The 12573-nt window shown below is 65.1% G+C and carries 12 protein-coding genes, 1 other RNA gene and 1 pseudogene; 9 read left to right on the forward strand and 5 right to left on the reverse strand.

All coding sequences use genetic code 11. The features are described from left to right. The first annotated feature begins 9 nt into the window (after window positions 1-9). The 8 genes and pseudogenes from BSF38_RS00185 to BSF38_RS32530 form a co-directional block, all read left to right on the forward strand. Complete coding sequence (locus tag BSF38_RS00185; RefSeq protein WP_076342924.1) at window positions 10-1956, forward strand: type IV secretory system conjugative DNA transfer family protein; 1947 nt, start codon at window positions 10-12, stop codon at window positions 1954-1956. A gap of 11 nt (window positions 1957-1967) precedes the next feature. Continuing rightward, window positions 1968-2351: a hypothetical protein gene (locus BSF38_RS00190; RefSeq protein ID WP_145951900.1), complete on the forward strand. Its 384-nt coding sequence runs from the start codon at window positions 1968-1970 to the stop codon at window positions 2349-2351. Between the two features lie 47 nt (window positions 2352-2398). Further along, window positions 2399-2611 carry a hypothetical protein gene (locus tag BSF38_RS00195; RefSeq protein ID WP_076342926.1) on the forward strand — a complete coding sequence of 71 codons (213 nt, stop codon included), beginning with the start codon at window positions 2399-2401 and terminating at the stop codon, window positions 2609-2611. Continuing rightward, window positions 2598-3026, forward strand: coding sequence for a pentapeptide repeat-containing protein (locus BSF38_RS00200; protein WP_099091931.1), 429 nt, complete (start codon window positions 2598-2600; stop codon window positions 3024-3026). Before BSF38_RS00195 ends, BSF38_RS00200 begins: the two co-directional genes overlap by 14 nt. 30 nt (window positions 3027-3056) lie before the next feature. Then, window positions 3057-4247, forward strand: coding sequence for a hypothetical protein (locus BSF38_RS00205; RefSeq protein WP_076342927.1), 1191 nt, complete (start codon window positions 3057-3059; stop codon window positions 4245-4247). Window positions 4248-4288: 41 nt separating this feature from the next. Beyond that, complete coding sequence (locus BSF38_RS30490) at window positions 4289-4498, forward strand: hypothetical protein (protein ID WP_145951901.1); 210 nt, start codon at window positions 4289-4291, stop codon at window positions 4496-4498. Continuing rightward, the gene (locus BSF38_RS00210; protein WP_076350495.1) at window positions 4495-4698 is read left to right on the forward strand and encodes a helix-turn-helix transcriptional regulator; all 204 of its coding nucleotides are present in this window, start codon (window positions 4495-4497) and stop codon (window positions 4696-4698) included. The genes BSF38_RS30490 and BSF38_RS00210 overlap by 4 nt, the downstream gene beginning before the upstream one ends. Window positions 4699-5127: 429 nt before the next feature. Continuing rightward, window positions 5128-5787, forward strand: a pseudogene (locus BSF38_RS32530) (tyrosine-type recombinase/integrase); the annotation flags it as partial. Between the two features lie 290 nt (window positions 5788-6077). On the opposite strand, the gene ssrA reads toward BSF38_RS32530, so the two are convergent. From ssrA to BSF38_RS00235, 4 genes are all read right to left on the reverse strand, one after another. Next, window positions 6078-6444: a transfer-messenger RNA gene (gene ssrA / locus BSF38_RS00220) on the reverse strand. Between the two features lie 109 nt (window positions 6445-6553). Further along, window positions 6554-7060 carry an SsrA-binding protein SmpB gene (smpB, locus tag BSF38_RS00225; protein WP_076342928.1) on the reverse strand — a complete coding sequence of 169 codons (507 nt, stop codon included), beginning with the start codon at window positions 7058-7060 and terminating at the stop codon, window positions 6554-6556. Between the two features lie 108 nt (window positions 7061-7168). Next, a complete protein-coding gene (folK, locus tag BSF38_RS00230) occupies window positions 7169-8191 on the reverse strand; it encodes a 2-amino-4-hydroxy-6-hydroxymethyldihydropteridine diphosphokinase (RefSeq protein ID WP_076342929.1) in 1023 nt (340 codons plus the stop codon). A gap of 28 nt (window positions 8192-8219) precedes the next feature. After that, the gene (locus tag BSF38_RS00235) at window positions 8220-9392 is read right to left on the reverse strand and encodes an LL-diaminopimelate aminotransferase (RefSeq protein ID WP_076350496.1); all 1173 of its coding nucleotides are present in this window, start codon (window positions 9390-9392) and stop codon (window positions 8220-8222) included. A 687-nt stretch (window positions 9393-10079) separates the two neighbouring features. On the opposite strand from BSF38_RS00235, the gene BSF38_RS30280 reads away from it, so the two are divergent. After that, window positions 10080-10583, forward strand: coding sequence for a transposase (locus tag BSF38_RS30280; protein WP_076342930.1), 504 nt, complete (start codon window positions 10080-10082; stop codon window positions 10581-10583). Between the two features lie 267 nt (window positions 10584-10850). Here BSF38_RS30280 and BSF38_RS00245 read toward each other — a convergent pair whose 3' ends face one another. Continuing rightward, window positions 10851-12086 (reverse strand): hypothetical protein, encoded by a 1236-nt coding sequence (locus BSF38_RS00245; protein ID WP_076342931.1) that lies wholly within the window; start codon window positions 12084-12086, stop codon window positions 10851-10853. Between the last annotated feature and the right edge of the window lie 487 nt (window positions 12087-12573).

A 12573-nucleotide genomic window follows, 5' to 3' on the forward strand; every position in this document is an offset into this window, starting at 1 on the left:
GAGGACAAGATGCGATTCATCCGTCGATGGACGGCCCGGCTTTGCCGCGCCATCCTCATCACTGCCTGCGGCATCGCCGCCCACAGCCTGGTGATTCTCGCCGCGCAGAACCCGGCCTATATGCTCCTGGCAGCGGTGGGCGCCGCCTACCAGTACCGCCGCCGCTGGCGGCCCGACGCCGATACGCACGGCTCGGCATGCTGGGCCGACATGGCGACGCTGGCGCGCAGCGGCATGCTCGCCGACGAGGGCCTGATCCTCGGCCGTACGGGCGCCACCGACCCGATGTCGCGCTGGCGGGCGCTCAAGGGCCTGCTATCGCCGCGCCTGCGTTCCGACATGGCCTGCTGCCTGTTCTACCACGCCTTCTTCACCCGGCGGTGGGGTGGCTCGCGGATGATCCGGCTGCAACGGATGATCCACGCCGCCACCTTCGCACCGGCCGGCAAAGGCAAGGGCGTCGCGGTGCTGATCCCCAACCTGCTCAGCTATCGCGGCAGCGTCGTGGTCACCGACCCCAAGGGGGAGCTGGCGCTCAAAACTTCGCGCCACCGGCGTCGCAAATTCGGCCACCGCATCGTCACGCTCGATCCCTTTCGCATCACCGGCGAGGCATCGGGATCGATCAACCCGCTTGCTCTCATCGACCCGCAATCGGATTCGTTCCTCGACGATTGCCGCGACCTCGCCAACATGCTGGTAGTGCGGCAGGGAACCGAACACGAGCCGCACTGGAACGATTGCGCCGAGCTGGTGATCTGCGCCTTCATCGCGCTCACCTGCGCCTACGAAAAGGACGAGCGCCTGCGCAACCTGCAGATGGTCAGGAAGCTGGTATCGTCGCGCGAGGCCTTCGCCAACGCGGTCGCGCTCATGCGTCAGTTCGACGGCTGCCACGGCGTCATTCAGCGCCTGGGCGACCAGCTGAGCTGGTTCCAGGACAAGGAGCTGAACTCCGTTCTGACGCATGTGCAGCGGCACACCAACTTCCTCGATTCGCCCGCCATCCAGGTGATCACGCAGAGCAGCTCCTTCGATCCGCGCGAGCTGCGGACGGGCCGCGTGTCGGTCTACCTGATCCTGCCGCCGGAGCGGCTGGTGACGCTGGCGCCGCTCATGCGCATGTGGCTAGGCACTATTATCCGCGTGCTCTCGCGAGGCGAGGCCAGCGAGAAGCAGCCGGTGCTGTTTCTGCTCGACGAAGCGGCGCATCTGGGCAAGATGCAGATCATCGAGGACGCGGTCACGCTGATGCGCGGCTACGGCATCCGGCTGTGGTTTTTCTTCCAGTCGATCGACCAGCTCAACAAATGCTTCGGCGAGCGCGCACCCACCATCCTCGAAAACCTCGACACTCAGCAGCATTTCGGGATCGCCTCCTACGAGGCCGCCGAGGAATTGAGCAAGCGGCTGGGCGACACCACGATCGTCGTCAGCGGCAGCAGCGACACGCAGGGCGGGTCGCATCCTACCGGCAACGGCGCACACGGCCAGTCCCCGGGCAGCTGCTCATGGAGCAGCACCGTCAACCATTCGCTCACGGCCAGGCGGCTGGCCTTCGCCAACGAGCTGATCACCGCCGGCGACGATTTCCAATTGATCCTCACGCGCAACCTGCCGCCGATCGCCGGCCGGCTGCTGCGCTACTACCAGGCGCCGGAATTCCGCATGGGCGGCACCGGCAGGCAGGGCCGACTGGGCGTCGCCGGGCTGGCGGCGGCGTCGCTGTTGCTGGCGGCGAGCCTGTGCCTGGCGTCGTTCAGCGCCGCCCTCGCGCCAGCCTTGCGGCCCGAGGGCATGAACCGCCCGGCGGCGACACGGGCGTTTGATGGCTCACCGAATGGCTTCGGGGAAAGCTTGCGAGTTCCCTTTAGCCGCCCGTCGCCATACCGGCCGCCCAGCAATGATTCCCGGCGTTTCGGGGGGGTGGGCGGCCGGACGGGTTTCCCACGATGAAAGGAATGACCATGGCAACTGAGAACGCGAATCAGACGCAGAATGAGGGCTTTTTCGCCGCTGCCGCCGCCACGATCAGGGCGGCGCAGCAGGCCGTCAACGACAGGATCGAGGTGGTGACCGCACCGCTCATGGCGGACGGCACGCTCGCCGCCGCCTTCCGTCAGGGCGCGGATGAGCTGTACGAGGCGTTGAAGCCGTTTCCGCAGTCCATCCAGGTGCATGAGCCCGGCACCCTGCTCAACCCGACGCAAGGCGAGATCGCAGCCGATCGCAGGCCTGATCCGCCGACGCTGAGCGAGATTGCCGCCAGCAGGCCCTCCGCTTCGACGGAGCTGGACAGCGGCAAGCAGAACGAGCTTCAAAACCAGAAGGAGATGGGCATGTCGATGTGACATGCCCTCCCGGCCACGGATGGCCTTTTCGTTATCGGGGGCACGCCATGCCGGACGCTGGGCGTTACGAGGCGGCGCTCGCCGCCGCCATTGCCATTCTGCACGAGCTGGCCGCCAGGCCCGAGCTGGAGCGGCCGGCCCGGCTATCGATCGTCACTTTTACCATTCTGGATGCAATGAACCGGTTGCAGGAACAGCAACCTTGCGCACTGCGCCTCGACCGGTTGGCGGAAGGGACCATTACCAGTGGATCGCGATAACCAGAAGCACATCGACTCCTCCCCGGCCCGGCGCGTCGATTGGCGCGGCGCCGACCTTCGCGGCGTGAGCATGTCCGGCGTCAATTTGTCGGGGATCGACTTCCGCGGCGCCGATTTGCGGGGCGTCAGCTTCGCGCGCAGCGATATGAGCCTCTGCGACCTGCGCGGAGCGCAGATCCAGGGGGCGAATTTTCAGGACGCCAGCCTGTACGGGGCGAAGATGCAGGGCTGCGAAGCGGCCGGGGCCGACTTCCGCGGCTGCGATATGCGGCAGGCCAACCTCGGCGGCGCCTATCTCGACGGGGCGGCGATGCCCGCGCCGCCGTCGCTCTCGGACATAGCCGACGCCCGGTCCTCGCCGCCGGAGCCGGGCCAGGGTAGGGAGCTGGAAAAGGAAATGGGCATCTCGAAGTAGCCAGTCATCGTCATCTACGGAGCGATTTCGATGGAAGCGAAGCCGGTCTACGACAATTACGAGATCAGCGGCTGCGTAAAGCGAAATGACGGCGGCGGCGAATATGTCGAAATCGCCATGGACGGCGAAACGCCCGATTTCTGGACTCTCTATGGCCATATCGACGGGGGTGGCATCGAGGCGATCGGCGATTTCAAAAGCCGGGAACAGGCCGAAGCGGTCTATTCCCGCATCACCGGCCTGCCCTTCAGCGAATCGTATGAGGCGGACGGGCGGCTGCGGCTGATGCACGCCGCCCCCGCTTTGCTGGAGGCGCTGGAGCCGTACGCCGTCATGGCGAAAAACCGGGTTCACTGGGCGTACGCCAACGGCGACGACGGCGAGCTGCTGGAGCAGGTGTTCTCGAAGCTGCTGGGCGCATATGCGCAAGCCACCTCGACACCGCCGGGGGCGGCGGCCGTCGCCCGGCAGATCGAGCGGTTGGTGCAGGCCGATTTCTTCGGCGAATGGGATTCTGAGCGCGAGAATCCGGAATTCGTCGCGGTGGAGCACGATATTCCCGGCCGCTGGGTCACGCCGTGGTCGGGCCTGGACCGGTCCCAGCAATTGCGAGCGCTGGAAACGCATGTCGATTGGGACGGGTTCGACTGGGTTGAGAGCGGCGTGGTTACGAGAAACGTCATCGAGGGCAAGCCGAAGGAACGCTGGTTTGAAGGAACCGGCGGCGTGCAGGATGCGATAACTGAGGAGTTTTCACCAGCTTTCAGGATTTCCACCATGAGCGATAAGCCAGAAGCTGCGGAAATGGCAGAAGGGCAAGACGGCCGCCTCATCCGCGACACGACGCGAAGTCTCGTCAAAGCCGTGATGCTCGATGTTTGGCCAAGCATCGCCACCGTGGTCGATTTCGGCATCAACACCCAGGAGCATTACGAGGCGCTCTATTACCCGCTGCGTCACGGGGATTTCACGCCCGAGCAACTGGACGCCGCGCTCGGCAAGGGCCTGATCCTCACCGAGCTGGTGAACGCGGCCACGCACAACCCTCACAAGGGCATCGTTTTTCGCACGGGCTGGGATGGGCTGGTGCTGGAGCCGGAGGATTGCCACGCCGGCGGCAAACCAGCCTGCAAACCCTCCCTCTCCGATATCGCCGACAGCCGGGCAGAGCCTGCAAGGCCAGTTCCCTGCAAGGAAAAGGACGACGGTTTCGAGCTGTAGCCGTTATCACCAACAAGAGGGTCCCACCACGGAGCGTATCCATGTTCGTTGACAGCCAGCCGGCCGATCCAGGCATTCACGAAACGGCGGTGCGAATGGCAAGGCGATGCCGGCATATCATCCAGGCTTGCCTTCGCGAGGAAGAATGGTCCGACGCGGACCGTGAGTTCTACCGCGTGTGCCGCGAGGAATTGGAGCAGTGGCGCGCGAGTGCTTCGCGGCACACCGGCAGGGAGGTGCCGCGGCCATGAGCACCGACGCTGCACCGCTGCTGATCTGCGCCGTTGACGTGGCGCGGATGATGGGGGTGTCCGAACGGACGTTGTGGCGGCTGGTCTCCGCCGGCAGGGTGCCGACGCCGCTGCGCATTGGCCGCAACACACGTTGGCGTGCCGGCGAGGTCAGGGACTGGATCGAGCGCGGCTGCCCGGCATCGCACGCCAAAGCCTGACTTCCGGCGCGTCCCCCTGGCGCGAAATCGTTGTGAACGTATAATCAGCATGTTGGCTCTGGTTTTTCCCATGGAGGGCCGGTCATGGCCTCGATCTCGAAGCGCTCGCGCGACAAGGGAAAGAAGAACAAGCCTTACTGGATCGAATACGTGGACGCCGACGGCGGACGCGCCTTCGCCAAGGGCTTCACCGACAAGGGGCTCACCGAGCAGCTGGCGGCCAAGCTCGAAAACGAAGTGCTGCTACGCAAGCGCGGGATGATCGACCCGGCGGAGGAACGGCTCCTGGCCATCCGGCAATCGCCGACGGCCGATCACCTCGCCGCGTTCGAGCGGAGCATGGACAACACGACCCCGAAACATCGCAAACTCACGATGACGCGGGTGCGGCGGCTGGTCGAGGGCTGCGGCTTCGCCACCGTCGGCGAGATGGACGCGGAAGCGGTGGAGGAGTGCCTGAAGGCGATCCGGCGCGACGAAGATTTGGGCGCGCGCACCTACAACCATTACCTCCAGGCGATCGATGAATTCGGCAAGTGGCTCGTGGCGACAAAGCGCCTGCCCGCCAACCCGGTGGCCGGCATCGAGCGGCTGAACAGCGAAACCGACATCCGCCATAAACGGCGGGCGCTGACGCCGGAGGAAGTTTCGCGGCTGGTGCAATCGGCGCGGGATTCGGGCCGCGTCATCCAGAGCTACGACGGCGAGCTGCGGGCGCGGGCCTACCTCACCAGCTTCTTCACCGGTTTGCGGCGGCAGGAGCTGGGCAGCCTGACCCCCCGCTCCTTCCGGCTCGACGACCAGCAGCCGATTCTGAAAGTCGCCGCCGCCTGCTCGAAACACCGACGCGAAGACACACTGCCAATCCACCCGGAACTGGCCATCATGGTGCGTGAATGGGTGCAAAATCTCGGTCCGGACGACCTGCTGTTCCCCCGCATCGAACGCAAGAAAACCTGGTTGATGGTGAAGCTCGATCTGGAGCGGATCAGCATCCCCTACGAAACGCACGAGGGCATTGCCGATTTCCACGCCGCCGGCCGGCACAGCCACATCACCGGCCTGCTCAGGAACGGGGCAACGCTGGTCGAGGCGCGCGAGCTGGCCCGGCACGCCGACGTGCGGATGACGATGAAGTACACCCATATCGGGCTGGACGACCAGGCGGCGGCCCTGGCCGGGCTGCCGCTACCGAACGCATCAAAAACCTCGTGGCCGGGTATTGGCCGGGTTTCGGGCGGCGCTTCGGGGCAGGAGCTGTCAGCGGCTGGCAGCAACGACGACGACGAGGAAGGCCCGGAAAACGAAAAAACCCCTTCCGGGGAAGGGGTTTCGTCGTTTCCTGGCGTCGCCAGTCAGGAGCTGGCATTTGACGCAAGTTATGGAGGCGGCGGGAATTGCACCCGCGTCCCGAGAAGCGTCTGTGAGGGCTTCTACGTGCGTAGCCGATCGTTTGATTGTCGGCCTGGGGGCTCCGGTCGGCAGGATCCCTTGCGGCTTAGCTCGTCATGAATTTAACCCGGGCGGCAACAAGCGGTTAGGCCAAGGCTGTCCCGAATTGGCGTCCCCGGCCGGGTCTCTCGGGAGAAGACTCGGCGCGAGGCCGTTGCTGTTTTTTAGGCAGCGAGACGGAGACCAACAGTGGTGTTGGCAGTTAAATTTTAGTCGGCTTTTTACGAGGCCCGCTGACCAACCTCGGCACGCCACCGTTCACTTCGGACATCCGGTCGATCCTGGTTCGCCCCCGAATGCGGTTTCATCGACTCGACTCGCGGTGGTTTGCGAATCGAGCCACCGACATTATGATCACTACGTCGCCCAGGTCAAGTAGGTTCGCAATTCGCGTCGCTTCGCGTCACCCGCGCCGCAGGGCGCGGTCGATGTCGCGCTTGGCGTCTTGTTTCTTGAGCGCCTCGCGCTTGTCGAAGGTCTTGCGGCCCTTGGCGATCGAGATTTCGACCTTGGCCATGCCTTTCTTGAAGTAGATGGACAGGGGGATCAGGGTCAGGCCCCGCTCGCCCGACTTGGTCCCGAGCTTCTCGATCTCCTTACGGTGCAGAAGCAGCTTGCGAGGCCGCTTGGGGACGTGGTTCATCCGGTTGGCCTGGAGGTACTCGGGGATGTCGCAGCCCAGCAGCCAGATTTCGCCCCTGGTGATCTCGGCGTAGGCGTCTTCCAGGTTGGCTTTCCCGTTGCGGAGGCTCTTGACCTCCGTGCCGGTCAGGACGATGCCGGCCTCGACCTTTTCGAGCAGGTCGTAGTCGTGCCGCGCCTTGCGGTTGCGCGCGACGATCTTGACGCCCTCCGCGTCATGCCTTTCCTTGCCCTTGGCTGAGGACTTCCCCGCGTCTTTCTTGGCCATGATTCCGACGCCGCCTCGATGCTCGCTGTGCTGTGAGGTGTTCTAAAAGCAGTATACGTCGCCCCGGCGGTCCGCCAAGCGTCGGCCCTCGCCGCCGGCCTCGATTGATCAGGAACGGGTCGCCCCGCACGTCGTGACGATCTCGGCGGCGATTCCCTCGGGGTCGGTCGAGTCCGGTATCAGGATCGGCCGGGGGAACCCGCGATCGCGGACGGCGGCCGCCTCGGCCGGTTTTCCGATCAAGACCACGAACGTCGGCGGCAGCGCCCGGGCCACGGCGGCTTCGGCGGCGCGCTGGTAGGTGAACAGGTTCCAGACGTGCTTCCAGGCCGCGTCGTCGGCCGCCGCCTCGTTCCGCTCCATCGTCGCCCCTCGTTGCAGCTCCAGATCCAGGCTGAAGTCGGCGACCAGCCAGTCCTCGCCCGGGACGTTCCGCGACCACTCGCCGGCGTCGGTCCGCCGGGCGATCGCCTGGACCTCGGCGTAATGCCGGTCGCAAAGGTGGGCCGGCGCGACCGTTCCAGAGGAGCCGGCCGGCTCCCCCCGCTTCAAGGCCACGGCCCCGAGCCGGTCGACGACGTCGCGTTGAACGCGCGCGACCAACTCGACCGATGCTGCGTCCGCCGGGTCGACGGCGGTCAGGGCCACCAGGCTGGGCCGGCGGTCCAGGCTCGTGAGCAGTTCGTTGATGGTCAGCCCGGTGTGGGGATCGATCGACCAGGGGGCGACCTCGACGGCTGGCACCAGGGCGAACCGACGGAACGCCAGGCGCGGGTGCGGCACGATGATCTGGGGCGTCCGCCGCACCTCCTCGCCGTAGAGCAGCAGGTCCAGGTCGAGCGTCCGGGAGCCCCACCGCTCCGTCCGCTCGCGGCCGAACCGCGCCTCGATCCGGTGCAGCAGTTCGAGGAGACTCAGGGGGTCGAGGGCCGGCTCCAGCAACGCCGCGGCGTTGAGGAACGGCCCCTGCCCCGACGGCCCACCGATCGGCGGCGACTCATAATACGAGCTGATCGTATGCAGATGGACGTGGGGCTCCGCCTGGAGCGCGTCGAGAGCCTCGTCGAGGATCGCGCCGCGGTCTCCCAGATTGCTCCCCAGACCGACGATCGCCAGCGAACCAGTGCTCATGCCGTCCTCGTTTCGAAGCCGGCCCAGATCAAAGGCTGAGTTTGCCGATGCGTTCAACGGCTTCGAGGAGCCGAGGCGTCTCGACCGTCAGCGCAGCGCGGATGTAGCCGTCGGCCGTCCGGCCGAAGCCAAGGCCCGGCGTGGTCACCACGTCGGCCTCTTCGAGAATCCGTGCGCACAGGTCGGTGGACGAATAGCCCTTCGGGCAGGGAATCCAGACGTAGAAGGTCGCCTCGGGCGACGGCACGTCCCAGCCGAGCTTGCGAAGCGCGCCCACGAACGCGTCGCGGCGTTCCTTGTACAACGCCCGGATCGGCGGGGTCAGCTCGTCGTACTGGTCGAGGGCCGTCTTGGCCGCGAACTGGATCGCCGTGAAGATGCCCGAATCGGTGTTCGCCTTCACCTGGCCCAACGCCGCGATGAGCGGCGCGCCGCCGATCGCGAAACCGACGCGCCAGCCCGTCATGTTGAAGGTCTTCGACAGGCTGTGGAACTCGACGGCCACGTCCTTCGCGCCGGGGACCTGCAAGATGCTGGGGGCCGGCTTGTCGAAGTACATCTCGTTGTAGGCGGCGTCCTGGGCGATCACGAAATCGTGAGTCTTCGCCAGGTCGACCACCTTCTCGAAATACGCGAGGTCGGCCGTGCCGCCGGTCGGGTTGTTGGGGAAGTTGAGGAACATCAGCCGGGCGAGCGCGTAGACGTCGGCCGGGATCGCGTCGAGGTCGGGCCGGAAGCCCAGCGACCGCTCCAGCGGCATCGTGTAGACGTCGGCCCCGGCGAACATGCTGCTCGACCGATACACCGGATAGCACGGGTCGGGGACCAGGCTGATCTCCGACGGATTGAGCACCGCGAGCGGGAAGTGGGCGATGCCCTCCTTCGACCCGATCAACGGCAGGATCTCGGTGTCCGGGTTCAAGTCCAGGCCGTACCGCTTCTTGCAGAACGCCGCGATCGACTTGCGCAGCTCGGGCGCTCCTTGGTCGAGGGCGTACTGGTGGAACGCGGGGTTCTCGACGTGGTGCTGCAAGCTCTCGATGATCGGCCGGGGCGTCGGCCGGTCGGGGTCGCCGACGCCGAGGTTGATGATGTCGCGTCCCGCGGCGATGGCGGCTTTCTTCTTCTTGTCAATCTCCGCAAACAGGTACGGAGGAAGCTTCTGAAGCCGCTGAGACTTCACAAAAGGGGTCGTCGCCATCGCATCGAGCCTCGACTGAATATTCGATCGTTTACCAACCAACCGGAAGTCGGTGCCGTCCCGCTCATCGCGGAAGGCCCGCTCCTTCATCCAAAGTTCGTCCAAACCAGTGTATCCCCGCTCCTCCATTCCAACAACGCCCGTAGCCCCGCCGTTTGGCCGACCGGCGCGAAGAGACGATGCAACCACCCTTGAATTGCATTGCCAGCCCGAAGCGCCAGCGAGTGCATGCTCCCCCTGAACTACAAGCCCGAAGCGCCAGCGAGTGCATGCCCCCCCCGAACTACAAGCCCGAAGCGCCAGCGAGTGCATGCCCCCGAATGACAGCCCGAAGCGCCAGCGAGTGCATGCTCCCCCTGAACTACAAGCCCGAAGCGCCAGCGAGTGCATGCCCCCCCTGAACTACAAGCCCGAAGCGCCAGCGAGTGCATGCCCCCGAATCCAGATCATCATGACGCCGTAGGGCACCCGGCCTCGTGAAAATATGGGCTCTGGGTGATCTCAAAGTTCGTCTCAAGAGCTAATTTCAAAACAGCCTTGCATGACGCCGTGGGCACACCCGGCCTCATGAGAATGGGCTCGCGATCGGCCACGGGGGCCGAATACAAGCCCGAAGCGCCAGCGAGTGCATGCCCTGTCGATCAGGACTCTGGGCCAAGTCAGTCTGCAAAAGGAGCTGTTCAACCCATGAACGGAGACCTTTCCCACAAGTTCAACACCGACGAGCCGTTGGCTTACTTTCTAACCTGGACCACGTATGGAACCTGGCTCCACGGGGACGATCGAGGTTGGAACCGGAAATCTGAATCCGACATCCAGCACGCGAATCCCTTGTTCGTCGAGATGGCTCGATCGCGGATGAGAGAATCCGAGTTCCGTCTCTCGGAGGTGAACCGGCGATTGGTCGAAGACACGGTTCGCGAGCATTGTCGCATCCGGAGCTGGCCGCTGCATGCCATCAACGTGCGAACGAACCATGTTCATGTCGTTGTGACCGCGCGCGGATATCGGCCTGGGGCTGTTCGCGATCAATTCAAAGCCTGGTGTACCCGTCGACTGAAGGCGGACAACCCGACACGAACCCGGTTCTGGACCGAAGGGGCCAGTTGTCGATGGATCAACAACCAAGATGACCTGGAGGCAGCCGCCCATTACGTCATCGTGGCTCAGGACCAAGCGGGAGCCGTGTGAGCGGCGAGCGATTTCAGCTTCAGGAGGCATGTTTGTCATTCGGGGGAATGCACTCGCTGGCGCTTCGGGCTTGTATTCGGACCCGGCCGACGCGATACCCCATTTTCATGAGGCCGGGTGTCGCCGCAACGTCATGACGGTTTGTATTCAGGGGGAATGCGCTCGCTGGCGCTTCGGGCTTGTATTCGGCCCCCGTGGCCGATCGCGAGCCCATTTTCATGAGGCCGGGGGTCCCCACGGCGTCACGATGGTTTGTAGTTCGGGGGCTCAGCCCCCTGCCCTGGCACCGGGTCCGCCGCTCGTCGGACTCAGCGGATTGGCTTCGTTCGCGCCGATTTTGGGGGTTCTCGAAGGCCGTTCACCGGCCTCAAGGAGCTTCGCCAGGTAGTCGGTCATCCCTTCGGCGACCAGGGTTTCGATCGGGTCGGACCGGTACGACGACGGGCGCGCGGCGGGCTTGCGGGGGGCCGGCGGATTGGGTTCCTTCGACGCTTTTTTCTCGGGTTTCGAAGCCTGGGCCTCGGCCTTGCGGAGCTTCGCCAGCAGGTCGATCGTGCGGAGCAGCTCGCGGGTCCGGGCGGTCTGAAACCGTCGCAGCCGCTCGGCGGCGTCGCTGGTGCAGAACGAGGCTTGCTCGGCCAGTTCGAGCGCGTCGTCCCCTTCGATCTCTTCGAGGTCGACGAGCAGGTCTTGCAGCCGTTCGACTTCGCGCTCGGCGATCCCCCGGAGGAACGCGACGCCGGCCTCGGGACTTTCGGGACGCGGCACGATCTCGCGCCAGACCCGCCAGGCGCTGAAGGCCGGATCTTCGTACGGCGTCAGTTCTTGCATCTGGTGCCAGAACCGCGTTCCCCACACCTCCTCGATCGTCTCCCAGGCGAGGAAAATCTCGTTCAGCTCGGGATCGTCGATCGCGGCGAGCGGCTGCTTGCCGAGCAGTCGGACGAACTTGAACTGGTCGAGGAAGGTCCAGTTCTCGTTCGAGATGATCAAACAGCGCATCTCGACCCAGCGGTCGAGCAGCCAGCGGACGCCTTCGGGCGATTCTTCGAGCCGGGCGACGAAGGCCGAGGGGTCGTCGGACCACGCCGGGCCGGAGGTCGGCAGCAGCCGCTTCCCCGCCATGTAGAACAGCTTGCGGCCGAGGTCGCAGACCTTCTCGGTGCGCTTCGCCTTCGATCGGAGCATCGCCTTGCGCACTCTTCGCGCCAGCACGGCGGTCTCGTACCGCTCGGCCCGATCGAGGGTCCACGACAACCGCGCGGCCCGAGTGATCAGCTCGCGCTCGACGGCGTTGGTCGGCTGGTAGTCGTCGATCCACTCCTGGATCTTGGCTTCCAGCTCGGCCGGGTCTTCGTGCGGCAGGATCGGGTTGACGGTTTTGGCGCACAGGCCGTGTTTGAGGGCGTTCAGCCGCGATCGGGCCTTGCCGTCGTCGGATTTCGGTCCGCAGCTTTTCTTGGCGTTGGCGCGGTTGGCCTGGATCTGGGCGTCGGTGGCCATGGCGGGGCGATCTCCTCGGAGGGAGGGGGGCGTCGTCGATGAAGCCTCTGAGGATAAGGATGTCGCCTGCCCACCTTAATTAAACAAATATTCTGGTAAGACAGAGGGCGGCTTACGGCAAGCTTGCGGATATTAAGGATAAACACAGCGAGTGGTGGCATTCCCGCTCCAGGGTGGCCGGAACGGCCGGGCGATGGTCGTGGCCCGCCCCACGGATCGCGGTCCGCGAAGTCGCTCCTACCTCGATATGCACCTCGAAATCCCACGACCCTCATCCGCCCCTGCGGGGCACCTTCTCCCGGGGGGAGAAGGGATCATCGCATCGGCAACTGATTGTGTAGTGTCGGTGGGAGTACGTGGCGCCCGGCTTCATCCTCCGTGGTGAGTCGTCCCGAAGTCGAGTGATGGGCGGCCGCCTGCGCGCGGGTTGAATGGGCTTTGGGTCGGCCGTAAGATGCCTGGTGGCGACTCAACGTTGGACGGCCCG

The organism is Paludisphaera borealis (assembly GCF_001956985.1).
Classification (GTDB): domain Bacteria; phylum Planctomycetota; class Planctomycetia; order Isosphaerales; family Isosphaeraceae; genus Paludisphaera; species Paludisphaera borealis.